Genomic DNA, 26,167 nt, shown 5'->3' with positions numbered 1-26,167 from the left:
TTTATTATTTATTTAAAGCTTCCATTAATTGGTTTAAATCTAAACCATGAACCATAGCAGCCTGCTCTACTGTTTCAGCTTGAGCTGATGGGCAAAATACACATCCCATTCCAAAGCCTGCTAATACTTCAGCAGCTTCTGGTTTGTTTTTTATAACTTCACCTATAGTCATATCTTTAGTAATATTCATATTATCTACCTCGCTTTATTTATTTATTAAAGTATATAATAATAGTCTACTTTAGTTAATTATATACAACTAATATCGAAGTTTCAAGTACATGCATAAAAATATTTATTAAATTTTAAAGTTCATTTACATTCATAGTTTGATTTCTCTTAGGACCTACAGATACTATAGATATTCTAGTTCCTGTAAATTCCTCTATTTTCTTTAAGTATATCTTTGCGTTTTCTGGTAGTTCTTCGTAACTTCTAGCATTTTCAATACTTTCGTCCCAACCCTTAAATTCTTCATATACTGGTTCACATTTTGCTAAATCTTCTAAGCTTGCAGGCACATAATCTATTACCTTACCATTGAAATTATATCCTACACATACCTTTAAAGTGTCTAGGCCTGCTAAAGTATCTATTTTAGTTACAGCAAAACTTGTAAGACCTGAAACTCTAGCTGCAGTTTTTAATATAACCAAATCTAGCCATCCACATCTTCTTGCTCTTCCAGTAGTTACTCCATATTCATGGCCCTTTTCTCTTATCCATTCACCTGTTTGATCAGAAAGCTCTGTAGGGAATGGTCCTTTACCAACTCTAGTTGTATAAGCTTTTGCTATACCCACTGCATTAGTTATCATAGTTGGACCAATACCTGCTCCTGTACATACTCCACCTGCAATGGTATTAGAAGATGTTACGTAAGGATACGTACCATAATCTATATCTAGTAGTGTACCCTGAGCTCCTTCAAATAATACTTCCTTTTTAGCCTTGATATTATCATATACTACTACAGAAGTCTCTGTAACATATTCCCTCATTTTTTCAGCGTAGTTTATATATTCATTAAATATAGTGTCAAAATCAAGACCTTCTTCTCCATATATCTTAGTTATAATATCATTTTTATCTTTTACATTTTCTGAAAGCTTTTCTTTAAAAACTTCAGTATGCATTAAATCACATACCCTTATACCGCTTCTTTCCATCTTATCTGTATAACAAGGACCTATTCCTTTTCCTGTAGTTCCGATATCCTTACTTCCTCTATACCTTTCCTTTATGCCATCTAACACTCTATGGTATGGCATTATAAGCTGCGCTCTATCGCTTATTAAAAGATTCTTAGGTGTGATTTCCACTCCAAGTTCTTTTAAGTATTCCATTTCTTCAAACAACGCCTTTGGATCTAATACTACACCATTACCTATTATATTTAACTTATTTCCATAAAGTATGCCTGACGGAATTAAGTGAAGCTTATATTGTTTTTCTCCAACTTCTACTGTGTGACCAGCGTTATTACCACCTTGATATCTAACAACCACATCTGCATTTTCTGCAAGGTAATCTGTCATTTTACCCTTTCCTTCATCTCCCCATTGAGCTCCTAATACTATATATGATGACATACAAATTCCTCCTAATCTTTAATAAAAATCATCTAAAGTTTTTTATCTATATCTCTAGCCACTACTACTCCTGTAACTGATGCTTGCATAAGTCCTCTAGTAATTCCAGCTCCGTCGCCTATTGTATAAAAGTTTTCTACAGCAGTTTCAAAATGATTATTTGTTTCAAATTTACTTGAATAAAACTTTACTTCTACTCCATATAACAAAGTATTTTTGCTATATAGCCCTGGTGCTATTTTGTCAAAAGCCTTTAAAGCTTGAACTATAGATGTGAGATGTCTTTGAGGTAATACAAAACTTAAATCTCCTGGTACAGCTGACTTTAATGTAGGGATTGTGGTTGATTTGCTAAGCCTTGAAGCATCTGTTCTTCTTCCATTTAATAAATCTCCAAGTCTTTGAACCATGATTCCTCCACCAGTTAACATGTTTCCTAACTTTGCAATATATTTTCCATAATCTATTGGTTGATTAAAGGGCTCTGTAAATGTAGTGGATACTAATAATGCAAAATTAGTATTTTCTGTTCTAAGCTCCTTTTCTGAATAACTATGTCCATTTACCACAGCTATATTTTCGTCATAATGTTCCTCGGATACTACTCCTCCTGGATTCATACAAAAAGTTCTTACCTTATTTTCAAATTCATCAGAATAATAAACAAGCTTTGCCTCATAAAGGTCCTTTGTTAAGTGATCCATAATGGAATTAGGCACTTCAACTCTGACTCCTATATCAACTGCATTATTTTTAGTTTTTATATTGTGAGTCTTAGCCTGCTTATTAAGCCATTCAGCCCCACCTCTTCCTGGCGCTGCTATAACATAATCTGCATATACGGTTTTTAGTCCTTCTTTATTCTTAATAGTAATTCCTTTGATTTTTTCATCTTCCATTAACAACTCTTCAACTTCTGTTAACTCACTAAAATCTGTATTTGTATTGTTAATTAAGTGATAATACATGGCTCTTAAAACATCATAAGCAAGCTCTGTACCCAAGTGCCTTACTGGGCATTCCACAAGTCTTATATTATGTTTACTTGCCTCATATTTTATTTTATCTACTTTCTCATTATTTAATCCATAAACTGTTTCGTTTGCTCCAAATTTTAGATATATATCATCACAATATTTAATTAAGTCCTTACACTCTTCTTCACTAAAATATTCTAGTATTCTTCCACCAACTTCAGGGCTTAAAGAAAGCTTTCCATCAGAAAAAGCCCCTGCACCAGACCATCCAAATGTTATTCCACAAGGATTACAATTCACACATTTACCTGTAGTTCTAGCGGGACATGCTCTCTTTTCTATATTTCTTCCTTTATCTATTATAAGAACATTTATCTCTGGCCTCAATTTAGTAATCTCTAAAGCTGTAAATATACCTGCAGGGCCAGCACCTATTACTATTATATCATACTTATTTTTCATACTATCCCCTCCCGTATCATGGTAGCAAATTTAAAATCATCCGTCAATACATATACGAATATTTGAAGGTGTATTTGTCTTAAAATTCGTCAAAAATATCTATAATTAACTTTTTATATATTTCAAAAATTTGTTTAATATTTTATATAAATTCATTATCAATTATTATATACATTGTTATAATATTAATATAACCATTTATTAAGATTTACACTAATTATATAGGAGCGATTTAAATGAATATTCCTAATTTACTTACGCTTTTTAGAATGTTCCTTATTCCATTATTTATTCTTATATTTTTTTCAAATATAACTAATAGCTTTGCATATTCTATATATACTTTTTTAATAGCAGGTTTTACTGATGTATTAGATGGATACATTGCCCGAAAACACAATTTGATAACTAAGTGGGGAACAGTATTAGACCCTTTAGCTGATAAATTAATGCTAATAACAGTATTATCTTGCCTTACATTAAAAAATTTAATACCTAGTGTAATTTTGATAGTTGTAACTATTAAAGAAGTTGCTATGATTATCGCAGGAGTTCTCCTTTATAATAAGAACTTTATCATTCCTTCTAATATCTTTGGAAAAGTGTCTACACTTATTTTTTATTTAGCCATACTAGTTTTAAGCTTTAATATCTTATATGGAAGATACATTCTATACTTAGCAGTTATAAGTGCACTTGTAGCATTTTTTAACTATTTAATGCTATATATAAAAAAAAGAGATGAAGCATAACTTGCAACATCTCTTTTACCGCTTTACTAAGCATTATTAATCCATAGCCACTAATTCAAGCTTTATTACATGATTCATGTCTCTAATCTCATCTAAAAATTCATTTAATTCTACATTTAAACTTGACATATCAAATGTAATATTTACATTTGCTGAATTATTAATTGGGATTTCCTGATTTATGGTTAATATGTTTCCCTTATAAAAAGCAACCTTATCTAATATCTTTGAAAGAGTTCCCGGTTCATGATCTAAGGTTAAAGCTATTATAACTTTTCTAGTATTTAGATTTTCTGAGACAGCAAATACATAATCTTTATATTTATAATAAGTACTTCTACTTATACCAATAATTTTTACTGCTTCAGTTATCTCTTTTACCTTTCCTGATTTCATTAACTCTTTTACTTCTAAAACCTTTTCAAATACATTGGGTAATACACTAGTATGTATCATTAAAAACTTACTTGTCATAATTTCACCTCATCAATACTATAATGATATGTTAATTATACAATAATGCTATCATATATAAAATAAACATACAACTGCTTTATTTTATTTAGTATAGGCAACTTAAGCTTAATTATGAATTTTTTATTGACATATATACCTTTAAATGCTAGAATAATTCTGTTCAATTATTGGAAACACATGTTTTTGCAATGCAAACACAGGATTTTCACTATGCTTACAAATTTAGAATTAATTTATAAGAATTTTTCATTAAACAGTTATGTAAATATATATGAAACCGTGAAAATGTTTTAGGTACTGAAAAAAGGAGAGCAAATCTTGCTCCCCTTTTTTTGTTATATCATTTTAATCTTGTATTACTACTAAAGCATTACGTGGAATATTATCATACATCCACTTAATATATGCATCAGGTAATCTTATGCATCCATGAGATGCTCTTGTTCCAAGCTTTTCATATTCAGATGTCATAATAGAACCATCTAAGTTATGAAGTACACTATGGAACAAATAATCATAATTTATTCTTATAAAATTATAACATATATATCCCTTATCTTGACCAAAGGATGGTCCCCTTGCCCCTGTTAAATATTTTCCTGTAGGAGTAGGTGTATAATATCCACCTGTTGAACATATAAAGGTTTTATAAAGCTGCCCCGATTTATATATATATACCTTCTGATCACTTATATCTACTACTATACTATATGAATTCACAGGAGTTGTCTTCTTAACGTAATCTTTTCTTATATATCCCTTTATAATGTTTGAAGTTTCATAGTCTCTTGTTTGTACATAATAGAAGTCTCCGCTTGTTCCCAATATATTTAACACCTGAGTACTACCATAAATATATCCTAATATTTTAGAAGAGGTGCTTGCACTTTGTCTTACATTAATTCGTTCAACCTCACTAGCATTGCCTACATAAACTGACTCAATTTTAGGTGCTTCTGGATATGCTGGCTTAGGTGGTGCCGGCCTCTTTACAACTTTAACATCATAACTCTGTAATGAATCATAATCTCCTAATGAATCTTTATACTTTCCTGGTATATTAGCTTTTTTTACCCTAATCTGTACTTTATAATCTCCTAAAGCAAGATTACTTATTTCTATTTTTGATTCTTGAGTTCCTAAATATGCAGTTGAGTATGCTGAAGTTACTTCAGACCACTTTTTACTACTATTTGAATATATAAAAGCCTTATATTGAACATAATCATTAAGGTTAGAAGTTAATCTTAATGTTATTTTATCTCCTTCGTATACACTGCTTGAGCTTAAGTTAGCCTTTAATTGTGGTAATATATCTTGCTCAGATGTTACATCTAGTACTTTTAAATCCTCATATTTAACTTCTGCAGCTCCAATTTGCATGGATTTAGTTCCTTCTGAATCTAAAAGTTTAGCAAAGACATATACCTTATATTTACCTGATAAAAGTTGAGGCATTACCTTAACATAACTATCCTTAGTCTTAATGCCTTCTGAATAATTAATCGTAATATCTTTCCACTCATTTTTATCTATTGACTGCAATACGACCTTATATTGAACTTCTTTCTCATAAGCAGATTTTATAATAAGTACTGCCCTATCCTTTTCAAAAATCCTTTGCTTATCTATTTCTATTGTTGCATCTTTTAATATAGAATTTTCTTGCCCTGGATTTTCTAGAATCTCCTCAGTAGTGTTAGGCTCTTTAACATCATTAGTAATTACCGCATTCTCATTATCTCCTTGAGTATCACTTATAATTACTGTATTATTATCTCCTGCCTTAACCTTATTAACAGGGAAATACATAACCATGCTAAATGCCATTAAAATAATAAAAAATAAATTAATACGCTTTAACTCTTTAACCATAACCGGCCTCCATTTTTTTATATAAGTTAGTACAAGCTATGACTATATTATAATACAAAACCCGGCTTTTATGGTGATAAGTTTATATATTAAGTTAAATTTAATAATTGCTTTATTGCTAAAAATCCCCCTTAAATTTCAATAACTTGGTGCTCCCGACAGGAATCGAACCTGCGACCTACTGATTACGAATCAGTTGCACTACCAACTGTGCTACAGGAGCATACTCCATATATATACTACCATAATTATACATTTACATCAATTCATGAATTAAAAAAACAAGTAGGTAATCCCTACTTGTTTCTTATTCTTGATGTATAACATCTAATCTACCAAACTTACTATATTGCCCTAACCATGCCAGTTTAACTGTTCCAGTAGGACCATTTCTTTGTTTAGCTATAATGCATTCTGCTACGTTTTTCTCTTCAGTTTCCTTATTATAGTACTCATCCCTATATAAGAACATAACTAAATCCGCATCCTGCTCTATAGAACCTGACTCTCTTAAGTCAGATAACATTGGTCTATGATCTGTTCTTTGTTCAGGAGCACGAGAAAGCTGAGATAATGCTATTACAGGACATTGCATTTCCTTTGCCAGTGCCTTAATAGATCTAGATATTTCAGATACCTCTTGTTGTCTACTTTCATTACCCCTGCTTCCTGACATAAGCTGTAGATAATCTATAAGTATTAAATCTATTCCATGTTCTATCTTTAACTTTCTACATTTAGATCTCATTTCCATAACAGAGATACCTGCGGTATCATCTATAAATATTCTAGCTGTTGAGAGTGGTCCTGATGCTTTTGCTATACTTTCCCAATCCTTATCCTCCAAATTTCCTGTTCTAAGCTTTAACATATCTACATTAGCTTGTGAACATAGGAGTTTATATGCTAGCTGTTCCTTAGACATTTCCAGTGAAAACACAGCCACACTTTTTCCTTCTCTAAGTGCTGCATATTCTGCTAAGTTAAGGGCAAAAGTTGTCTTTCCCATAGAAGGTCTAGCTGCAATTAGCACCATATCTCCTCTTTGAAAACCAGAAGTTTTAGAATCCAGCTCAGGGAAACCTGAAGGTACGCCTGTTACACCGCCTTTATTATTAAAGAGTCGTTCTATTTCTAAAAATCCTCTTTCAAGTACAGTGTTCATGGCCTCAAACTCACTTGTATCTCTGTTACTCCCTATATCAAAAATCTTTTTTTCTGCTATATCTACAACAGAAGCTACATCATCTTGCTTATTATAACTTTGTTCTATAATATCAGTAGATGCACGTATAAGTTTCCTTAGTGTAGATTTATCTTTAACAATCTTTATATAAGATTGAAGATTAGCTGTAGAGATAACCGAAGTACAAACCTGACTTATATAAGTTATTCCTCCAGCATCTTCAAGTCTCTCCTTTGATTGCAAATGTTCTGTGAGAGTTATCAAATCTACCGCTGTATCCTTTTGATATAAGTCCATTATTGCATTAAATATTACTTGATGAGCATCTTTATAAAAATCTGAGGCTTGTAAAACTTCTGCTGATTGTGCTATTGAGGTTTTGTCTATGATCATGGAACCAAGCACACTTTGTTCTGCCTCTAAATTATGGGGCATGCTTCTTAATACTGATGTATCCAAACCTCATCTCTCCTTAGTCTTTAAACACTAGCTTCATTAATTCCTCTATATCTTCTACTGCCTTTACTTCTATATCCTTTAAACCCACAGGGACTTCTTTACTATTGTCCTTAGGTATTATAATTTGTCTTATACCTTTTCTTCTAGCACCGTATATTTTTTCAAATATGCCCCCTACAGGCTTAACTTTTCCTCTTAAAGATATTTCTCCTGTTATTGCAATATCTTGTTTTATAGGTTTATTTAACAGCGAGCTTATTATACACATAGTAATAGCAGCACCTGCTGAAGGACCATCAATACGTCCTCCACCTATTATATTTACATGTATATCATAATCACTCATATCCTTATCGGTTATCTTTCTTATTACAGATGCAGCATTAAATACTGAATCCTTAGCCATAGAACCTGCAGTATCATTAAATCTTACCTTGCCTTGTCCTTTTTCTTTAGCATCAAATACAGCTGCTTCAATTTCAATGGTAGAACCTATATATCCACTAACTCCTAGTCCATAAATGTGACCTATTTCATACTTATCTCCATTTTGCACTTCTTCATACGGAGTAAGCCTATTTATGGATATAACTTGTTTTAAATCCTCTAGTGATATACTTACTTTTTCATTAGCATCTATATTATTCTTGTATAGTACATATCCATATACATCTGCAAGTATATTTACTGCTTTTCTTCCTTCTATGGTATATCTACTTATAATTTCTGCTAATCCATCTTCCATTTCTATATTTAACTTTTTTGCTGCATTTTCAATTATAATTTCTATATCCTTCGGGGTCAACGGCTCAAAATATACCTCAGTACATCTTGATCTTAAGGCAGGATTTATTTCTTCAGGTTCCCTAGTAGTTGCTCCTATAAGTATAAAGTCTGCAGGAGCCCCTTTATCAAATAAGTATTTAATATACTTAGGTGTACTTTCATCATCTGGGTCATAATAAGAAGATGAAAACTCAACTCTTTTATCTTCTAAAACCTTAAGAAGCTTATTTTGAAGTATATTGTCTAGTTCCCCTATTTCATCAATAAATAGAACTCCTCCATGAGCTTCTGTTACCAGGCCTGGCTTTGGTTCAGGTACTCCGATTTCTGCTAAATCTCTCTTACTTCCTTGATATATAGGATCATGAACAGATCCAAGTAAGGGATTAGTTATTTCTCTAGGATCCCATCTTAAAGTAGTACCATCCACTTCAACAAAGTTTGACTCTTCTTTAAATGGAGTATTCTTCATTTTCTTTGCTTCTTCTAAGGCCAATCTTGCAGCAGTAGTTTTACCTACTCCTGGAGGTCCATAGAGTATTATATGCTGAGGGTAAGGCGATGCAATTTTAGAAAGCAATGATTTTATAGCCCTTTCCTGACCTACAATCTCATCAAAACACTCTGGTCTTAAAAGAGATTGAATATTTTTAGTAAGCTTTTGTGAATCCAAAACTTCTAACTGAGCATACTTTTTAAGTGTCTTTGCATTTTCTGGTCCCTTTTGCTTTTTAATTATTCCAAGCCTTATCTCGTCTATATATTTTTCTTGCTTCTCATTTAAAAGAGTTTCCACTTCTTTCTCAATATTACTTTGAACATATCTTTTAGCAAGTATTTGTGATATCCATTCATTTGTATTTTGAAGAGCGTCATATACACTTTTTTTATCTGGAACGATTTCTATACCTTTTCCATCACTTATTATCTTATTTAAGGCATATAACCTTTTATATGGATCTACACCACTGATATATTTTTGCAACTTATATTTAACTATTCGTGATTTTATAGTTTTTTCATCTACTATTTTGCCCAGCATTTCCCACAACACATTTACTTGTGTTTCCATGGATAGAGAATCAACTATATCCTTTTCAAATTCACCAACAAATTGAGATTTCAACTCATATCCTCCTTATTGATGGTCCACAACAACTTTAATCTTTGTAGAAATTTCAGGGTATATTTTTACTTCTACCTCATAAGTTCCTAACTGTCTTATAATATCAACTACTATCTTTTTCTTATCTATATCTATATTAAACTTTTTCTTTAACTCCTCTGAAATGTCTTTACCTGTTATGGACCCAAATAATCTTCCATGTTCTCCAGTTTTAACTTTAATAAGTATTTCCTTGCCTTGTATTTCTTTAGCTAACTTTTGTGCCTGTTCTATTTCTGCAGTCTTTTGTCTTCTTTCTGCTTCCTTTTTATTGTTTAACACATGCATATTAGAATCGTTTGCCTCTATTGCTAATTTCCTTGGAAATAAGAAATTCCTTGCATATCCATCAGATGTATTAACTACATCACCTTTCTTTCCCAACTTTTTAACATCTTGTAATAATATTACCTTCATTTATAGTCACCTTCCCTTAAGTATTTATCTATAGCATTTTTTAATTTTTCTACAGCTTCTTCTATTGTATTAGACTTTAATTTAGCTCCTGCCATAGTCATGTGCCCACCACCACCTAAAGCTTCCAGTATTACCTGCACATTTATATCTCCTAAGGAACGACCACTTATGTGTATATCATCTTCTATTTTAGCAAAAACAAATGATGAATGAATACCTGTAATATTTAGTAGTTCATCCGCTGCTTGTGCAGCTAATACAATATTTTCTATATCCGGCGGGCATATTGATATGGCAATTCCATTTATTACTTCAGCTGACTTTATTATCTCATATCTTTTTAAATAAGTGTCTAAGTCATCTGAAAATAACTTCTTAACATCTATGGTATCAGCACCTAACTTTCTTAAAAAAGAGGCAGCCTCAAAAGTCCTTACCCCTGTCTTAAAATAAAAGTTTTTTGTATCTACACATATTCCTGCAAGCAAAGCCTCAGCTTCTAATATCTTTAATTGTGGCTTGTCACTCATATATTGTATCATTTCTGTTACCATTTCTGAAGTAGATGAAGCATATGGCTCTATATAACTCAATAAAGTTCCTTCTACAAAATTAGAGGACTTTCTATGATGATCTATTATAACCGTTTTCTTTGCCTTTTCTACTAATCTTATATCTTCCACATAGCCCTTACTATGAACATCCACTAATATAAGTAATGTATCTTCATCTAACTTATCTATAGCATCAATTGTACTTATAAATGCATTATTATAATCCTTTTCATTCTTAAGTTTTTCCATTATTATTTTAATACTGTTATTTACTTCATCTAATACTATATTACATTGCTTATTTAGAGAATTAACAGTACTATAAATACCAACTGCTGCTCCTAGACAATCTATATCCATATTTACATGACCCATAATAAGAACTGCACTACTTTCATTTATAAGATCTAAAAGAGCATGAGCTATAACTCTAGCTCTCACCTTAGTTCTTTTTTCTACTTCCTTAGTTTTTCCTCCATAAAAGGAAAGTTTCTCTCCATTTTTTACAACCGCTTGATCTCCCCCTCTTCCAAGGGCCAAATCTTTAGCTGATGCTGCAAACTTTTGATTTTCTATAGGATTTTTTCCACCTCGTCCTATACCTATGCTTAAAGTTACTGTAAGCTTATTTCCTATGTCTATTTCACGTATATTATCTAAGACATCGAACTTTTTTTCCATTTCTTTTTGAATATACTTGTTTTGAACAGATAATACATATTTATTTGAATCGTATTTTTTTGACATAGCATTAAGATTTTGAGAATAGCTATTAATAACTTTTTCTATTTCTGCTATCAAAATAGGTTTCTTATCTTCTTCAGTACTTTTTATCACTTCATCTAAATTATCTACCTCAATAAGCATTACAGTTTCCTTATTTTCATCAACACTTGTCATCATATGATAAAAATCTGTTACATCATATAGGTATACAAGAATCATCTTTTCTTTATTACTTACCTTACTTTCATTACCTTCAACTATATTAGTATAAATATCGAAGTAACTATCCTGTAGTTTTACATATTTAAATGAATTTTTTTTACCTTCTAATACTTGCCTTATATTTAGTTCTTTTATAAAATCATTTATATTTTTATCTAGTATATCTTGGTTACTTAAAACTTGGGAGAAATTTTGATTATACCACAATATATTTCCCTTTTTTCCTATTATAAGCATTGGAAAAGGTAAATTTACCAATGTATTTCTAGTGGCATTATCCATGTTTAAAGAAAAATTTTCTATAAACTTTTTCCACTTGTTTTTCTTAGTTTTATTTGTTCTTATATTGTATACTATAAGACCAATATATATAAAGCTAGCTAATAAACCAATTATATAATTATAATAACTTACAAACATAACCAATATAGCTATCATTATCATATAAATTTTGTTGGTAGTAAAAAAATAATTATAATTATTATCCATACGGGACCCCCATTAACTTGTTTTCCAAATCCTATTTGGGTCAAGCTTCCTAAAATCTGCAATGATATCTATTACTCCAAGTATTATATACACAATTGCTAATTGAGAAACTGTTGTAAATACTATTAATGCAACAATAACTCCCTTGGATAAACTTAATTTATTACTGAGATAATAAGTTACTAGTGCTATTCCATCAAATAAAAATGTATACAAAAGCATTAACTCTGAGGAAATCGATATATACTCCCCTACAGCTATATTTAACCTTATAAGTATTATTCCTATAAGCATTGTTATAGCTAATATTGTTACAAATCTTATATCAATATACATCTTGGAAAACTTAGGCATTTCCTTTATATTATATCCTAATTTTCTGAGTATTAATCGAGTAATTATATAACTTAAAAATGCAAATATAACCGAAGAAATAAGAAGAGCTGATGGTATAAGCTTCATCATATAATCTACTGTAAAAATACCTATCATACTTTTAAACATCTTAATTTGCTCTGATGGCATTCCCATTTTCTCGTAAAAACTTATACTCATATTCATAGATTCATTTATAGTCCTAACAACTTCACTCATAAATTTTGTTACACTTGTTCCACTAATTAATGTTATATATACAGTAAAGTCAATAACAGATCCTATTAAAGATGCCAATGCTAAAAGCATTATAGTGGTAGGTACACTTAGTTCTCTTTTTATACTATAACCTAATGCAATACCTGTAAGACCAAACATTATTGCACTAGTTAATCCGGATAGCGGGTTGTTAATTAAAGAAATTAATATACCACTTGCAGCTAAAGCTGTAAATGTAACCTTTGAATTATGTCTTAAATATAGCAATGTTACTGGGATTGGAAGAATAAACTTTAATACATATGAAAATATAGGCATGTATATATTTATTAACATTAAAATTAAAATAATACATGTCATAATTCCCGCTTCTACAGTACTTTTAGTAGCATATTTTTGATCTTTCATATTATTCCACCTTACTGCCTTTCCTTAAGATGGGAATATAATCTACTTAAATCCTTATTTTCCTTTTCTACTTTATCTTCCTCGAGTATTCCCATCTTTAATTTTCTTTTCATATTTTCATCCACTGCAGTATAAGAATATCCAAGTCTTTCTGCTAATATATATAATACTGTTATTGACCCTGCAATGCAGTCAAGTATAGCTTCTTGAGCTACATTACTTCCACGAGTTAATAATCTAAAAAAATCTCCTATTAAACATAACAGTTCTGCCTTTAGTTCCTCTATTACTTTTATGTTATGCATTATATTAAAATCATCCTTTTTCATGTTTTCACCTCTTTTAATTCCTTTTTACTAAAACCCGGTTATCTAAAGTTATACACATAATATAATTATAAGTTTACTATAAATATTTTACAATAATTATATTCCATTTTACCATTTATAATCCTTTATTGCACAAGGTTATATATCGATTAAAGCTCATTATGTATTTATATTGTATATAAAAAAAAGAAAGGATAAATCCTTTCTTTAAGCAATCTATATAAACTTTATTATTCTGTTGTGAATGGTAATAAAGCTATGTTTCTTGCTCTCTTTATTGCATCTGTAAGTGCTCTCTGATGTTTTGCACAAGTTCCGGAAATTCTTCTTGGAAGAATCTTTCCTCTTTCAGTTATATACTTTCTTAATTTGTTTATATCTTTGTAGTCAATGCTTTCTGCTTTGTCTACACAGAACATACAAACCTTTCTTCTTGATCTTCTCATTTTTCCAGAAGATCTTCTGTTTCCGTTATCTCTATCTCTATCTCTATCTCTACCAGATTCTCTGCTCATTTTTCAACCCTCCTTTATTATTAAAATGGTATCTCTCCATCATCTATAGGAGTGATATCATCGGAATAGGAACCATCAAATCCTCCTGGCATACCAGTCTGTGGGTAGCCTCCATTGATTTGGTCTGCCGTAGATTGTCTGTTTCCCCATTCAAGAAATTGAACCTCTTCTGCAACTATCTCGGTTATGTACCTTCTAGTTCCGTCCTTAGCTTCATAACTTCTTGTTTGAATTCTACCGCTAACTCCCATAAGTTTACCTTTGCTCATGTAATTAGCTGTAGATTCTGCTTGTTTTCCCCATACCACTACAGGGATAAAGTCCGCTTCTCTATTACCATCTTTAGAAAATCTTCTATCGACAGCTAATGTAAAGGTGGCTACTGCTGTACCATTTCCAGGAGTAAATTTTAACTCTGGATCTTTGGTAAGCCTTCCTATTAAAACTACTTTATTCATTTTAGCACCACACCTTATTTTTCATCTTTAACTATTATATGTCTTATAACTGAATCATTGATTCTAAATAATCTATCTAATTCTTTTGGTAATTCTGGGCCAGCGTTGAAGTTAAATAATGTATAATAACCTTCGCTGATTTTGTTAATTTCATAAGCTAATTTTCTTCTTCCCCAGAAATCAACATTTTCTACTGCTCCACCATTGCTTTCAATAACACCTTTAAATTTTTCCACAGTTGCTTTAACTGCTTCCTCATCTAATGATGGATTAAGTATAAATATAGTTTCATATTTTCTCATTAGATTTCACCTCCTCCCCTTGGACTTACGGCTGTGATTTTCACAGCAGGGACTACCGATATATTTTATCATCTATTTTTATAAAAATCAATAGTTTTTATATCTATTTTAAAATATCTTCTTTATTTTCTTCGTTGCTACATTTTACTACCTTTTTCATATCCTTTTCAAATTTACTTCTTGGAAGCATTATTATTCTTCCACATCCGCAGCATTTTATTTTTATATCTGCTCCCATTCGTATAATTTCCCACTCTTTACTTCCGCAAGGGTGATCTTTTTTCATTTCAACAATATCTCCCAAATTAAAAATTTTAACCATTTTGTTCCTCCTTTATTATTTTCATTTTAGTATATGGTCTCTTAATATTTTCTCTATCTAATAAATGCATTATTTTTTCTCTTAATTCTACTTCAACATCCCAATGTGTTAAAGGCTTAGACTTTCCTACTACTCTTATAGTAAATGAAGTTTCATTCATTGCTGTAACTCCTACAACTTTCGGCCCTTCTACTATGTTTTTATTTTCTATCTTAAATTCCTTGCATATTTCTTTTATCATATTGATTACTTTATCTAAACTTTCATCATTTGAAATACTTATATCAAGAAGAAACCTTACATTTCCTCTAGAATGATTTGTTACATTACTTATAATACCATTGGGAAGTATATGTAAGTCTCCATTGAAATCTCTTACTCTTGTTATTCTAAGTTCTATAGTTTCTACAATGCCAGCCTTGTCTTCTATGGTAACATAATCTCCCACAGCATATTGATCCTCAAATAATATAAAAAATCCATTTATTACATCCTTTATAAGATTTTGAGCTCCAAGACCTATGGCTACACCACCAAAACTTGCAAAGGTAATTCCTCTAATTCCAAATAACATCTCTACAATTATAAATATTCCTATAGAATATATTGAATATTTCAATATACTCTTAAGTATTGCCCCTAAAGTCTTAGATCTCTTTTCATTTAACGAAAACCTCATATTACTTTGTTTGCTTACAAATCTATTTATTACGCTATTTCCTATTTTTCTTAATAAATACATTAAAATAAGTATGATTAAAACCTTAATAGTTGTATAAATTGCTCCATATATGCCTAATTTATCTAAAAAACTACTTATATTGCTAAAACTAAACACTATATATTCCTCCCTGATAATTATAAAGCATTATTCTTCATTATTATATATTCTCCTATATGCACTTTGCTCTCTTCCAAATATAGCCTTTGCAGTGAGCTTATTTTCTGTTATTAATTCTTTTATTTTATTTATATCATCTGGATTTACTTTAATGCTTATGCCGCAACTTTGAGTAATTCCTGTAGGGGTAGGCATTATAGTCATATTTATGCTATTTTCCTTTAAAAATTTTTCTGCTTTTATTGAGTCAAGTGTATTTTTAAAAACTAAAACATAATACTGTGTCATTATTATCACTCCATTTACAACTTTATCACTTTGCTAGAATTACTTATTTTCTCTACTATAAAATACATGTTAGAAATTTCACCTAATTTTAACTTATCCTTTAGATTATAAAAATCTAAACATGTTCCACAACTTGAAATAGCTACACCCTTTTTACTCATAGCCTCTAAAATATCTAATACTTCAGATCCTTCTGTAGTAAGAAAAACACCACTATTTAAAAATATTATATTTGTCGGAAGCTTATCGTTTTCTGAAACAGCATAAAAATAGCTTTTCATTAATATCTTTCCTAATTCTTCACTTCCCTCTCCGAGCTTATCTGTAGTAACTAAAATAGTATACCCATCATTTAGTAAATTTTTATCTTTTGTATTCTCTACTTCTTTAACCACTTTTATATAGTATAATTCATTTTCCATCTTTACTATTTCTGATAAATAGTTATTATTTTTAGCAAACTTTATTATATTGTTTTTAGCAACTTCATTATCTACTATTACTGTACCTTCTCCTTGGCTAATAGAATCAAAATACTTTTTTGTATTAATTACAGGTTCTGGACAATTAAGTCCCTTGCAATTTATTATATTATCCATTTTTTTCACCTCTACCTTGTAAATTTAATAGTAATTACCTTATAATATATTTAACACTTTTATTATACTATAACTTTGTAAATAATTTTAAATATGAATTTATTTTTAAAAATATATTGATACAAAATTTATTAGATAATTAGGATGGTGATTACTATAAGTATATATTTAGATAATGCAGCTACAACCTTTCCAAAGCCCAATGAAGTTACAGATTCTATGATAAAATACATGACAGAAGTAGGGGGAAATCCCGGGAGAGGTGCCTATAAGAACTCAATTAAGAGTAGTGAAATTGTTTTTGACTGTAGATTAAAACTTGCTGAACTTTTTAACTTTGATAAATTAGAAAATGTAATTTTCACACCAAACATTACTACATCATTAAATACTTTACTAAAATCATCTGTAAAAGATGGATGGCACATAATTACTACTTCAATGGAGCATAACTCAATATTAAGACCTCTTGCATCCCTTCAAAGATCTAAAAACATTGAAGTTGACATAATATCTTGTAATGAAAGTGGTATTGTTGATATAAATATGCTTAAAGAAACAATAAAAGAAAATACTAAATTGATTATTCTTTCTCATGCTTCTAATGTAATAGGTAGTGTACAGCCAATTACAGAAATAGGTGATATATGCAAAGAAAAGAATATATACTTTATTATAGATTCTGCTCAAACAGCAGGAAATTTAAATTTAGACTTTAAAGACCTTAATTGTAGTGCATTAGCATTTACAGGGCATAAATCATTACTAGGTCCCCAAGGGATAGGCGGATTTTTACTTACAGATGAGTTTAATGATGAAATGTCACCTTTTATAGAAGGCGGAACAGGTAGCGAATCTTTTAATACAGAACAACCTACCTTCTTACCAGACAAATTTGAAAGCGGCACATTAAACATGCCTGGTATAGTAGGATTACTTTCTTCTTTGAAATTTATAGAAAACTTTGGATTAAAAAACATAGAAAACACAGAACATAACTTATTCAAAATATTTATAGAAGAGCTTTTAAATATAGATAATATAAGTATTATAGGATATAATAGTAACTTAAAGTATGTTCCTACCATTTCTGTAACATCTTCTAAAATTGATGTTGCTGAACTTGGTATGCTACTTGAAAGAGATTTTGGCATTATGACAAGAACGGGGCTCCATTGTGCTCCATTAGCCCATAAAACAATAGGAACCTTTCCTACTGGAACCTTACGGTTTAGTTTAGGATTATTTAATACCAAGGAACATATTGACTATACTATAAATTCACTATATAAACTGTTAAAAAGGGAGTGACATAATGGGGCGGTTTTTACAACGATTCGATAGAACAATATTGTTCTTTATAATTTATACACTTGTATTTATAACATTTTTTAAAACCCTACAGTTTACCTTACCCTTTGTGCTAGCATTAATTTTTGCACTTATATTAAGAAAACCAAGTAGATTTATATGCAAAAAATTCAAGATAAAGAACTCTATATCTTCTTTACTAGCTACATTGTTTTTTTTCACAGTGATTTTATCTCTCTTATATACTGTGATTTTTACTCTTACTAAAGAAGCCATACAATTAGCTAAAAATATTCAGCTATATTTAAATACTAATAGTAATAACATAAACTATCTTGTTCAAGATTTAGAACAATATTATAATAATTTAGATCCATCTATTATAAATGCTATAGAGAAAAACTTATCATCTTATATATCTAAAATTTCTAATTTAACTGTATTAATTACAGGTAAGATAATACAAGGTGCTATATCATTTTTAGGGTATATACCTTCTGTTTTTATGGTAGTATTATTTACTTTAATATCAACATACTTTTTTACAAGAGACTTATCCTCTGCGAAAACTAAGTTTTTGCACGCTCTAGAAAATGAGAACTCAGATAGGCTTATTCATATAATTCATGAAGCTAAAAGAATGCTTACAAATTATGCTATGTCTTATTTGCTTGTTATCTGTATTACATTTATAGAGACACTAATTGGCTTTACAGTCTTAAAAGTAAAGTATTCTGGTATATTAAGTGTTGTAGCTGCTATATTTGATATTCTTCCTGTACTTGGAGTTGGCGGCATATATATTCCATTAGCTTTAATCTACTTCTTTATAGTTAAAAATTACTTTACTGCCTTTGGAATATTAATATGGTATATAGTTGTAACTGTAGTGAGACAAATAGTGGAGCCTAAAATAGTATCTGCCTCATTAGGATTGCATCCGGTATCAGTAATTGCTGCTATATTTATAGGATTAAAGGTAAATGGTATTTCAGGAATGTTTTTTTGTATCTTCTTAGTAGTTTTTTACAAAGTATTAAAATCTGTAGATGTATTATAATTTATGTATAATAAACCTCCGTTTGGATATAATCCTAAACAGGAGGTTTTGCTTATATGGAAAAAAAAGTTATGTTTGATTCATCTGTTACATCTTCTATATTTTCTTTAAGAGATACCTTAACTGAATTCTTAAGTCCTGTAGTAAAATCTAATAAAACTATTGTTGTATTATGCATAGGTTCTGATCGTTCTACAGGTGATAGTTTAGGTCCTTTAGTTGGACACAAACTTAAATTCTTAACTAGGGAGAATTTCTATATTTACGGAAACCTGGAAAACCCAGTTCACGCTAAAAACTTATGTGAAACAATTGAAGAAATACATATGAAATTTAAAAATCCATATATAATAGCCATAGACGCTTGTCTTGGAAGTATTCAAAACATAGGTAAGGTTTGCGTTGAAGAAAAGCCATTGAGCCCTGGCTCAGCTATGAATAAGAACTTGCCTGAGATTGGTGATCTAAGTATAACAGGAATTGTAAATATTTCTGGTTCTCTAGAATTTATGGTTCTTCAAAACACTCGTCTTTATACGGTTATGCAGTTAGCTGAAACCATATCTGAAGGTATATATCATTCTGTACTTAAAACCATAGGTGGTAAAAAGATTGAAAAAAGTAAAACGGTACTTTTAAATAATTAATATTTATAACTGTTTAAAATATAAGGCGATTCTTAATAATTTATGATAATTTATAGTTTTAACTTAATTATTATCATATATGATTTAAGCATCGCCTTATATAAAAAACAATCTAAAATATGGAGTTATCCGTTCTATTATTGAGTATGTTTTCTATTTCATCTATATTTTTACTTCCAAGGTCTATTATAAGAATCCCCTCATTTTTCAAGGTATGTTCCATAGTTAATTTGCTTAATCCCCCGTCCTTTAGATTGCATATAATAACATCACAATTACATTCTCCAAGGGATTTTATTATGCTATATCCTCTTTTTTTTAATTCATTTGATATATGATTAAGTTCTTCAGAAACACATATTACCATAGTAAAAAACCTCCTTTAAGGTAAATATTACCCCAAACGAGATTTTTTATACTTATGCTTAAATATTATTCATTATCATTCATTGCATCTTGTAGTACTTGATCTTCTTCGTCAGATAATTCATATCTTGATATACCCTTATCTATAGGCTTTGCATAAGTTGTACTTTCATTTCTTCCATAAAGTCCAGTAAGAATTATTCCATTATTACTGTTATCTAATAAGGCTATTGAATAGCTCAAGTCACTTCCAACATCCTCAAACGCTCTATATCTTACAATTGAAAACTTTTGAATGCATGAGTTAATTTTGATACTTAACTCATTATATAAATCATTGATATGCTCAGTTTTTTCTACAGATTCATCTATTTTATCTAAATAACTTGTTATTACTTTTTCTAAATTTTTATTATCTACTCCCCTCATAAGTCTTTTATACTTTACCTCTAATCTACTTATTGCCTTTCCCTGTACAGCTATAGCTATAATTAATATAATTACAATTGCCACAAGAGCTATTATTATAAAGGGCTGAACTTCATTTAGTGCTGCAATTAAGCTTTCCATATAATATCTCCTTTCATGTTATTGTTTCACGTGAAACATTTTATAATTTACTTAAAGTTTTAATATATCTAATATTCTTTGAAGGTCTTCTTCAGAATAATATTCAATTTGAATCTTTCCTTTGTCATTATTGCTATTCAAAACTACTCTTGTACCAAATAACTCTTCTAACTTATTTTTTATATCTTCATAATATATATTGTTAATTTGCTTATTATTTCTTTGTTTCTCTTTGTCTCTGTTTAGTGATTTTATCAATTTTTCAGTTTCTCTTACACTTAATTTATCATCTATAATCATCTGAGATATCTTATATTGTAATTCCTTATTTTCAATAGCAAGCAATGTTCTGCCATGCCCTTCAGTTAAAACTCCATCTATAACATAGTCTTGAACTCTTTCATCTAAATTTAAAAGTCTAATACAATTTGTAATAGCTGTTCTAGATTTACCAACTCTTTTACTCAATTCTTCTTGCGTTAACTTAAAATCTTCTAAAAGATTTTTATATGCTTTAGCTTCTTCAATTGGATTTAAGTCCTGTCTTTGTATATTTTCTATTAAGGAAATTTCCAGAATCTCTTTTTTATTTAGCTCCTTTATAATAACAGGTACTTCTTTGATCCCAGCAAGCTTTGCCGCTCTCCATCTTCTTTCTCCAGCTACAATTGTATATGTATGGGTATCATCATCTTTTGTAATAAGTATAGGTTGAATAACTCCATACTGTTTTATTGACTCTGATAGTTCCATTATTTTTTCTTCATCAAAGCTCTTTCTAGGCTGAGTGTTATTAGCTCTTATAAGCGAAATATCTATCTTTTGCATCCCATTTAGCAAGAGATTATCTTCTGAAGTATCTTCAGGAATTAATGCCCCCAATCCCTTTCCTAATCCAAACTTCTTACTCATATTTTAATTCTCCTGCCTTTCTAAGAATTCCTTAGCTAGCTTTTCATACGCCTCTGCACCTTTACATTTATTATCATACAACATTATCGGCAGTCCAAAACTAGGGGATTCTGCCAGTCTTATATTTCTTGGAATAGTTGTATCATATACTTTGTTCTTAAAATACTTTTTAACTTCACTAACTACTTCATTTGAAAGATTAGTTCTACTGTCAAACATGCTTAAGACTACTCCCTCAATATCAATATTGGGGTTTAATGACTTTTTAACGAGTTGAATAGTATTAACAAGTTGTCCAACTCCTTCTAATGCATAAAATTCACATTGTATAGGAATCAATACACTATTAGAAGCAGTTAAAGCATTAATAGTTAAAAACCCTAATGATGGAGGACAGTCAATAAATATAAAATCAAACTTTCCTTCAACACTTTTTATTTTTTCTCTCAATATTTTTTCCCTATTAACCTTATCTATTATTTCCACTTCTGCTCCTGCTAAAGACATAGTTGAAGGAACTATGTAAAAATTATCTACAAATTCACATTTTATCATAGCCTCTTCTATAGAGGTATCATCAGTGATTACATCATAAATAGATGTTTTAATTTTTCTCTTATCGAAACCTAATCCACTAGTGGTATTACCCTGAGGATCTATATCCATAGAAAGAACTCTATATCCTTCCATAGCTAAGTATGAACATAAATTAATATTAGTTGTTGTCTTACCCACTCCACCCTTTTGATTAAATACTGTAATTACCTTCACCATATTCACCGCCTCATAATATTAGTTATAGTTTTATTATATAGTCATATAATATATAAAAAAAGTACTTATTTAAAAAAATTGTATAAAAATAAAAAAACTATGTGCTAAAATGTTATTTTCACTCATCACATAGTTTTTAATGTTTCACGTGAAACATTTGTTATAATATTATTGAATTATTTATTCTTTGGAATTGTAATCATAATTTGAATACTTTCTTCTGAATCTTGAGATGAATACTGTGCATTTAGACCATACTTATCAAATACTTGTCTAATAGTATTTATATAAACCTTAGGACTAAAAATACCTTTGATTTTTTTTCTTTCCTCTTTTGAAGAACTCTTTTCTATTAACTTATTTAACTCTTTTTCTATAAGCTCTTCTGATTTCTTTACATTTAAACCTTTTTTAATTATGACACTTAAAACCTTTTTTTGAAGCTCTTCTGCCGGTAACTTAAGAAGGGCCCTAGCATGTCTTTCTGTAAGATTATTTTCTATTAAAATCTTTCTAACTCCAGAAGTTAATCTTAACAGTCTTATTTTATTAGCTATAGTAGATTGTTTTTTACCTATAATTTCCGACAACTGTTCTTGAGTATAATTATGTTCTTTAATTAAATTGTAGTATGCTTCTGCCTCTTCCAAAAAATTCAAGTCTTCTCTTTGTATGTTTTCTAATAATGCTATTGCTGCTGAATCCTTATTAGACACATCAACAATTATAACAGGTACCTCTTGTAAACCTGCCTTCTTTGCTGCCCTTAATCTTCTTTCTCCTGCTATTAATTCAAACTTATCTTCACTAACCCTTCTTACAGATAAAGGTTGAATAATGCCATAAACCTTTATGGATTTTGATAATTCCTCTATGGCTTCTTCGTTAAAAAACTTTCTAGGTTGATACACATTAGGAGAAATCAATTCAGTATTTATATAACTAACCTTTTGTTCCATATTAACCCATCCCTCTTGTGCTTTCATTTATTTAAAATTTCTCTGTTAACCATTAAAATTCCTTCTATAATTAAATAAAATTTTTATCTTAAAGGACTCTTATTAACTAATCCAGCTTTTCTAGGATATTTACCTGGGGTTTCTTTTATCTTCTTTATAATAACTAAATTATGTCTTAAGTCACTTTCTTCTATGTCGATTCCTATTATATCTTCTATCTTTCCTCCTAAAGTACTTATTGCATTTTTGGCTTCTTTAATTTCTTCCTCTACAGCTGGCCCTTTCATTGCAATAAAATATCCATTTAATTTTACAAATGGTAAGCAAAACTCGCTTAATACACTCATATTTGCTACAGCACGAGAAACTACACCATCAAAGCACTCTCTATAACCTTTATCTTTTGCAACATCTTCTGCCCTTCCATGAACAGTTTGGATATTCTCTAGTTTAAGTGTATTAATAACTTCATTTAGAAAATTTATTCTTTTGTTTAGTGAATCTAATAAAACCACTTGCTTTTTTTCATCGACTATTTTAATAGGCAGTCCTGGAAACCCTGCTCCAGTTCCTACATCTATAATCCTTTTCATATCCTTTAAAGGAGAAAACTTATATATTTTTATGCTATCTATAAAATGTTTTTTTATTATTTCCTCATCTTCAGTTATAGAAGTAAGGTTAATTTTTTCATTCCATTCTTGTAATAAGTTTTTATACTGTATTAACTGATTATACTTATTTTCATCAAAATCAATATTTATATCTTCACAAGAAGCCTTAAGTATATCGAAATATTGCATATTTATCCTCCATAAATCACTTATATATGAATTATATAATTCATATATAAGTGTAATTTATATTTTATTTAAAATTAATTTATTACTTTGAAAGTCTATATTTATGCTCTAAATAAATAAGAAGTACAGAAATATCTGCTGGAGATACTCCAGATATTCTAGATGCCTGCCCTATATTCATAGGCTTAATTTTGCTTAATTTTTGTACTGCTTCAATTCTCAAACCATGCACTTCACTATAATTGATTTCAGATGGAATAAGCTTTTTCTCAAATTTCTTGAACTGTTCTACTTGCTCTAATTGTTTTTGTATATATCCCTCATATTTAGCCATAGTATTTACTTCATATTGTACTTCATACGGCAATTCAATTCTATCTTTATCTAATTCGTAAACTTTAAAATAATCTAATTCAGGTCTTTTTATAAGCTCATATAAGCTTATTGGTTTTCTCAACTCTGATGAATTTAAGGATATTAACATTTCATTTATCTCTTTTTTATTTGTTATTTGAAGGGCTTTTATACGGCCTATTTCCCCTTCTATAGCTTCCTTCCTACTTATGAAACTTTTGTATCTTTCTTCAGTAACAAGTCCTATTTGATAACTCATTTCTGTAAGTCTTAAATCTGCATTATCCTGCCTTAATAAAAGTCTATATTCTGAACGTGAAGTCATCATTCTATATGGTTCATTAGTTCCCTTTGTAACTAAATCATCTATAAGAACTCCTATGTATGCATCTGACCTTTGTAGTATAAAAGGTTCTTGTCCTCTCACCCTTAAAGCAGCATTTATTCCCGCTACAAGTCCTTGTGCTGCTGCCTCCTCATACCCTGAGCTTCCATTAACCTGGCCTGCTCCAAATAACCCTTCTATTTCTTTAAATTCTAAGGATAACTTTAATTGTGTAGAATCTATAGAATCATATTCTATTGCATATGCTGTTCTTAAAAATTCTACATTTTCAAGACCAGGAACACTGCGATACATTGCAATTTGGACATCTTCTGGTAAGGAACTAGACATACCTCCTACATACATTTCCTCAGTATTTTCTCCTTCAGGCTCAATGAATACTTGATGCTGTTCCTTATCTGGGAATCTCATTACCTTATCCTCTATAGAAGGGCAATATCTAGGTCCTACTCCTTCTATAGACCCGTTATATAACGGAGATCTATGTATGTTTTCTCTTATTATTCCATGAGTTTTTTCGTTTGTATAAGTTAAATAGCATGAAACTTGATCTCTAGTTATTTCTCCACTCATAAATGAAAATGGAACTATCTTTTCATCTCCTGGTTGTTCTATCATTTTAGAAAAATCTACTGTTCTTCTATTTATTCTCGCTGGAGTACCAGTTTTAAATCTTCTTAAACTTATTCCTAAGTCTATAAGGCTTTGTGATAAGTCCTGCGCAGGAAATAACCCATTTGGTCCACTACTATAGCTTACATCTCCAATTATCACTTTACCTTTTAAGTATGTTCCTGTGGCAAGGATAACAGCTTTAGTGTTATAATACGCACCATTTTTTGTAAGCACACCTTTAATTTTACCATCTTCTACATCCAATGCAACTACTTCTATTTGTTTCATTGTTAAATTTTCTTGGCTTTCTAAAACATTTTTCATTCTTTGAGAATACTTCTGCTTATCTGCCTGTGCTCTTAATGAATGCACAGCAGGTCCCTTTGAGGTATTAAGCATTCTAGATTGGATAAAGGTATTATCTATATTTATCCCCATTTCTCCACCTAAGGCATCTATTTCCCTTACTAAATGTCCTTTTGCTGTTCCTCCAACATTAGGATTACAAGGCATCATACCTACACTATCTAAGTTTATCGTACATACTAGTACCTTGGATCCCATCCTAGCAGCTGCAAGGCCAGCCTCACAGCCTGCATGGCCTGCTCCTACTACTACTACATCGTAATCTCCTGCATAATACTTCATATACTCT

Annotated in this window: 29 protein-coding genes and 1 tRNA gene; 4 read left to right on the top strand and 26 right to left on the bottom strand. The window is 30.1% G+C overall.

The annotated features are described in order from the left end of the window. Positions 1-4: 4 nt before the first annotated feature. The 3 genes from DP68_RS12810 to DP68_RS12800 form a co-directional block, all read right to left on the bottom strand. Complete coding sequence (locus DP68_RS12810; RefSeq protein WP_035310136.1) at positions 5-190, bottom strand: DUF1858 domain-containing protein; 186 nt, start codon at positions 188-190, stop codon at positions 5-7. Between the two features lie 115 nt (positions 191-305). Further along, on the bottom strand, positions 306-1,592 hold the full coding sequence (locus DP68_RS12805; protein ID WP_035310133.1) for an adenylosuccinate synthase: 1,287 nt from the start codon (positions 1,590-1,592) through the stop codon (positions 306-308). A gap of 32 nt (positions 1,593-1,624) precedes the next feature. Continuing rightward, complete coding sequence (locus tag DP68_RS12800) at positions 1,625-3,031, bottom strand: FAD-dependent protein (protein ID WP_035310132.1); 1,407 nt, start codon at positions 3,029-3,031, stop codon at positions 1,625-1,627. 236 nt (positions 3,032-3,267) lie between these two features. On the opposite strand from DP68_RS12800, the gene pgsA reads away from it, so the two are divergent. Further along, complete coding sequence (gene pgsA / locus DP68_RS12795) at positions 3,268-3,783, top strand: CDP-diacylglycerol--glycerol-3-phosphate 3-phosphatidyltransferase (RefSeq protein WP_035310131.1); 516 nt, start codon at positions 3,268-3,270, stop codon at positions 3,781-3,783. A gap of 36 nt (positions 3,784-3,819) precedes the next feature. On the opposite strand, the gene DP68_RS12790 is transcribed toward pgsA, so the two are convergent. The 16 genes from DP68_RS12790 to yedF all read right to left on the bottom strand — a co-directional run bounded on the left by DP68_RS12790 (position 3,820) and on the right by yedF (position 16,795). Further along, positions 3,820-4,257 (bottom strand): ACT domain-containing protein, encoded by a 438-nt coding sequence (locus DP68_RS12790; RefSeq protein ID WP_035310129.1) that lies wholly within the window; start codon positions 4,255-4,257, stop codon positions 3,820-3,822. A 348-nt stretch (positions 4,258-4,605) separates the two neighbouring features. Continuing rightward, complete coding sequence (locus DP68_RS18980; protein WP_052085795.1) at positions 4,606-6,135, bottom strand: L,D-transpeptidase family protein; 1,530 nt, start codon at positions 6,133-6,135, stop codon at positions 4,606-4,608. A 147-nt stretch (positions 6,136-6,282) separates the two neighbouring features. Then, positions 6,283-6,358 (bottom strand) — tRNA-Thr (locus tag DP68_RS12780). An 84-nt stretch (positions 6,359-6,442) separates the two neighbouring features. Then, positions 6,443-7,780: a replicative DNA helicase gene (locus tag DP68_RS12775; protein ID WP_081957217.1), complete on the bottom strand. Its 1,338-nt coding sequence runs from the start codon at positions 7,778-7,780 to the stop codon at positions 6,443-6,445. 13 nt (positions 7,781-7,793) lie between these two features. Further along, positions 7,794-9,638 (bottom strand): Lon family ATP-dependent protease, encoded by a 1,845-nt coding sequence (lonC, locus tag DP68_RS12770; protein ID WP_291549081.1) that lies wholly within the window; start codon positions 9,636-9,638, stop codon positions 7,794-7,796. Between the two features lie 66 nt (positions 9,639-9,704). Then, on the bottom strand, positions 9,705-10,148 hold the full coding sequence (gene rplI / locus DP68_RS12765; protein ID WP_035310126.1) for a 50S ribosomal protein L9: 444 nt from the start codon (positions 10,146-10,148) through the stop codon (positions 9,705-9,707). Next, positions 10,145-12,139, bottom strand: a complete 1,995-nt coding sequence (locus DP68_RS12760) for a DHH family phosphoesterase (protein ID WP_035310123.1) — start codon at positions 12,137-12,139, stop codon at positions 10,145-10,147. Before DP68_RS12760 ends, rplI begins: the two co-directional genes overlap by 4 nt. A gap of 12 nt (positions 12,140-12,151) precedes the next feature. Further along, complete coding sequence (locus tag DP68_RS12755) at positions 12,152-13,141, bottom strand: YybS family protein (RefSeq protein WP_035310120.1); 990 nt, start codon at positions 13,139-13,141, stop codon at positions 12,152-12,154. Between the two features lie 11 nt (positions 13,142-13,152). After that, complete coding sequence (locus DP68_RS12750) at positions 13,153-13,470, bottom strand: MazG-like family protein (protein ID WP_035310118.1); 318 nt, start codon at positions 13,468-13,470, stop codon at positions 13,153-13,155. 230 nt (positions 13,471-13,700) lie between these two features. Next, positions 13,701-13,985 (bottom strand): 30S ribosomal protein S18, encoded by a 285-nt coding sequence (rpsR, locus tag DP68_RS12745; protein WP_035310117.1) that lies wholly within the window; start codon positions 13,983-13,985, stop codon positions 13,701-13,703. A 20-nt stretch (positions 13,986-14,005) separates the two neighbouring features. Further along, on the bottom strand, positions 14,006-14,443 hold the full coding sequence (locus DP68_RS12740; RefSeq protein ID WP_035310114.1) for a single-stranded DNA-binding protein: 438 nt from the start codon (positions 14,441-14,443) through the stop codon (positions 14,006-14,008). Positions 14,444-14,457: 14 nt separating this feature from the next. Beyond that, a complete protein-coding gene (rpsF, locus tag DP68_RS12735) occupies positions 14,458-14,745 on the bottom strand; it encodes a 30S ribosomal protein S6 (RefSeq protein WP_035310112.1) in 288 nt (95 codons plus the stop codon). A 103-nt stretch (positions 14,746-14,848) separates the two neighbouring features. Then, positions 14,849-15,067, bottom strand: a complete 219-nt coding sequence (locus tag DP68_RS12730) for a DUF951 domain-containing protein (protein ID WP_035310110.1) — start codon at positions 15,065-15,067, stop codon at positions 14,849-14,851. Further along, the gene (locus DP68_RS12725) at positions 15,060-15,905 is read right to left on the bottom strand and encodes a mechanosensitive ion channel family protein (protein WP_291549064.1); all 846 of its coding nucleotides are present in this window, start codon (positions 15,903-15,905) and stop codon (positions 15,060-15,062) included. Before DP68_RS12725 ends, DP68_RS12730 begins: the two co-directional genes overlap by 8 nt. 30 nt (positions 15,906-15,935) lie before the next feature. Next, positions 15,936-16,196 (bottom strand): DUF3343 domain-containing protein, encoded by a 261-nt coding sequence (locus DP68_RS12720; RefSeq protein WP_035310104.1) that lies wholly within the window; start codon positions 16,194-16,196, stop codon positions 15,936-15,938. Positions 16,197-16,210: 14 nt separating this feature from the next. Further along, complete coding sequence (yedF, locus tag DP68_RS12715; protein WP_035310101.1) at positions 16,211-16,795, bottom strand: sulfurtransferase-like selenium metabolism protein YedF; 585 nt, start codon at positions 16,793-16,795, stop codon at positions 16,211-16,213. Between the two features lie 156 nt (positions 16,796-16,951). Here yedF and DP68_RS12710 point away from each other — a divergent pair, with 156 nt between their 5' ends. The 3 genes from DP68_RS12710 to yyaC are packed head-to-tail and all read left to right on the top strand — an operon-like array spanning position 16,952 to position 19,813. Further along, positions 16,952-18,106: an aminotransferase class V-fold PLP-dependent enzyme gene (locus DP68_RS12710; protein ID WP_035310142.1), complete on the top strand. Its 1,155-nt coding sequence runs from the start codon at positions 16,952-16,954 to the stop codon at positions 18,104-18,106. Between the two features lie 4 nt (positions 18,107-18,110). Continuing rightward, positions 18,111-19,166 carry a sporulation integral membrane protein YtvI gene (gene ytvI / locus DP68_RS12705; RefSeq protein ID WP_035310100.1) on the top strand — a complete coding sequence of 352 codons (1,056 nt, stop codon included), beginning with the start codon at positions 18,111-18,113 and terminating at the stop codon, positions 19,164-19,166. Positions 19,167-19,222: 56 nt separating this feature from the next. Then, on the top strand, positions 19,223-19,813 hold the full coding sequence (gene yyaC, locus DP68_RS12700; RefSeq protein WP_035310099.1) for a spore protease YyaC: 591 nt from the start codon (positions 19,223-19,225) through the stop codon (positions 19,811-19,813). A 112-nt stretch (positions 19,814-19,925) separates the two neighbouring features. On the opposite strand, the gene DP68_RS12695 is transcribed toward yyaC, so the two are convergent. From DP68_RS12695 to mnmG, 7 genes are all read right to left on the bottom strand, one after another. Then, complete coding sequence (locus DP68_RS12695) at positions 19,926-20,180, bottom strand: YkuS family protein (protein ID WP_035310097.1); 255 nt, start codon at positions 20,178-20,180, stop codon at positions 19,926-19,928. Positions 20,181-20,245: 65 nt separating this feature from the next. Beyond that, complete coding sequence (locus tag DP68_RS12690) at positions 20,246-20,749, bottom strand: DUF4446 family protein (protein WP_035310095.1); 504 nt, start codon at positions 20,747-20,749, stop codon at positions 20,246-20,248. 51 nt (positions 20,750-20,800) lie between these two features. Then, on the bottom strand, positions 20,801-21,661 hold the full coding sequence (locus DP68_RS12685) for a ParB/RepB/Spo0J family partition protein (RefSeq protein WP_035310092.1): 861 nt from the start codon (positions 21,659-21,661) through the stop codon (positions 20,801-20,803). 3 nt (positions 21,662-21,664) lie between these two features. Continuing rightward, positions 21,665-22,432: a ParA family protein gene (locus DP68_RS12680; protein WP_035310140.1), complete on the bottom strand. Its 768-nt coding sequence runs from the start codon at positions 22,430-22,432 to the stop codon at positions 21,665-21,667. Positions 22,433-22,611: 179 nt separating this feature from the next. Next, positions 22,612-23,394: a ParB/RepB/Spo0J family partition protein gene (locus tag DP68_RS12675; protein WP_035310138.1), complete on the bottom strand. Its 783-nt coding sequence runs from the start codon at positions 23,392-23,394 to the stop codon at positions 22,612-22,614. Positions 23,395-23,477: 83 nt separating this feature from the next. Further along, positions 23,478-24,197 (bottom strand): 16S rRNA (guanine(527)-N(7))-methyltransferase RsmG, encoded by a 720-nt coding sequence (gene rsmG, locus DP68_RS12670; protein ID WP_035310090.1) that lies wholly within the window; start codon positions 24,195-24,197, stop codon positions 23,478-23,480. Between the two features lie 82 nt (positions 24,198-24,279). Continuing rightward, on the bottom strand, positions 24,280-26,160 hold the full coding sequence (gene mnmG / locus DP68_RS12665; protein WP_035310088.1) for a tRNA uridine-5-carboxymethylaminomethyl(34) synthesis enzyme MnmG: 1,881 nt from the start codon (positions 26,158-26,160) through the stop codon (positions 24,280-24,282). Between the last annotated feature and the right edge of the window lie 7 nt (positions 26,161-26,167).

Source organism: Clostridium sp. HMP27, from assembly GCF_000765165.1.
Lineage (GTDB): Bacteria > Bacillota > Clostridia > Clostridiales > Clostridiaceae > Clostridium_AK.
Note: the sequence above shows the minus strand (reverse complement) of the source record. Positions and strands in the feature narration are given on the sequence as shown.

Coding starts and splice junctions, on each gene's coding strand:
- lonC (WP_291549081.1), bottom strand. CDS start 9,638: ATGGAAACACAAGTAAATGTGTTGTGGGAAATGCTGGGCAAAATAGTA.
- DP68_RS12760 (WP_035310123.1), bottom strand. CDS start 12,139: ATGGATAATAATTATAATTATTTTTTTACTACCAACAAAATTTATATG.
- rsmG (WP_035310090.1), bottom strand. CDS start 24,197: ATGCAATATTTCGATATACTTAAGGCTTCTTGTGAAGATATAAATATT.
- yedF (WP_035310101.1), bottom strand. CDS start 16,795: ATGGATAATATAATAAATTGCAAGGGACTTAATTGTCCAGAACCTGTA.
- rpsR (WP_035310117.1), bottom strand. CDS start 13,985: ATGAGCAGAGAATCTGGTAGAGATAGAGATAGAGATAGAGATAACGGA.
- DP68_RS18980 (WP_052085795.1), bottom strand. CDS start 6,135: ATGGTTAAAGAGTTAAAGCGTATTAATTTATTTTTTATTATTTTAATG.
- rpsF (WP_035310112.1), bottom strand. CDS start 14,745: ATGAGAAAATATGAAACTATATTTATACTTAATCCATCATTAGATGAG.
- DP68_RS12750 (WP_035310118.1), bottom strand. CDS start 13,470: ATGAAAAAGGATGATTTTAATATAATGCATAACATAAAAGTAATAGAG.
- DP68_RS12720 (WP_035310104.1), bottom strand. CDS start 16,196: ATGACACAGTATTATGTTTTAGTTTTTAAAAATACACTTGACTCAATA.
- DP68_RS12755 (WP_035310120.1), bottom strand. CDS start 13,141: ATGAAAGATCAAAAATATGCTACTAAAAGTACTGTAGAAGCGGGAATT.
- DP68_RS12690 (WP_035310095.1), bottom strand. CDS start 20,749: ATGGAAAGCTTAATTGCAGCACTAAATGAAGTTCAGCCCTTTATAATA.
- DP68_RS12790 (WP_035310129.1), bottom strand. CDS start 4,257: ATGACAAGTAAGTTTTTAATGATACATACTAGTGTATTACCCAATGTA.
- pgsA (WP_035310131.1), top strand. CDS start 3,268: ATGAATATTCCTAATTTACTTACGCTTTTTAGAATGTTCCTTATTCCA.
- DP68_RS12740 (WP_035310114.1), bottom strand. CDS start 14,443: ATGAATAAAGTAGTTTTAATAGGAAGGCTTACCAAAGATCCAGAGTTA.
- DP68_RS12685 (WP_035310092.1), bottom strand. CDS start 21,661: ATGAGTAAGAAGTTTGGATTAGGAAAGGGATTGGGGGCATTAATTCCT.
- ytvI (WP_035310100.1), top strand. CDS start 18,111: ATGGGGCGGTTTTTACAACGATTCGATAGAACAATATTGTTCTTTATA.
- DP68_RS12800 (WP_035310132.1), bottom strand. CDS start 3,031: ATGAAAAATAAGTATGATATAATAGTAATAGGTGCTGGCCCTGCAGGT.
- yyaC (WP_035310099.1), top strand. CDS start 19,223: ATGGAAAAAAAAGTTATGTTTGATTCATCTGTTACATCTTCTATATTT.
- DP68_RS12695 (WP_035310097.1), bottom strand. CDS start 20,180: ATGGTAATATGTGTTTCTGAAGAACTTAATCATATATCAAATGAATTA.
- DP68_RS12730 (WP_035310110.1), bottom strand. CDS start 15,067: ATGGTTAAAATTTTTAATTTGGGAGATATTGTTGAAATGAAAAAAGAT.
- DP68_RS12675 (WP_035310138.1), bottom strand. CDS start 23,394: ATGGAACAAAAGGTTAGTTATATAAATACTGAATTGATTTCTCCTAAT.
- rplI (WP_035310126.1), bottom strand. CDS start 10,148: ATGAAGGTAATATTATTACAAGATGTTAAAAAGTTGGGAAAGAAAGGT.
- DP68_RS12810 (WP_035310136.1), bottom strand. CDS start 190: ATGAATATTACTAAAGATATGACTATAGGTGAAGTTATAAAAAACAAA.
- DP68_RS12805 (WP_035310133.1), bottom strand. CDS start 1,592: ATGTCATCATATATAGTATTAGGAGCTCAATGGGGAGATGAAGGAAAG.
- mnmG (WP_035310088.1), bottom strand. CDS start 26,160: ATGAAGTATTATGCAGGAGATTACGATGTAGTAGTAGTAGGAGCAGGC.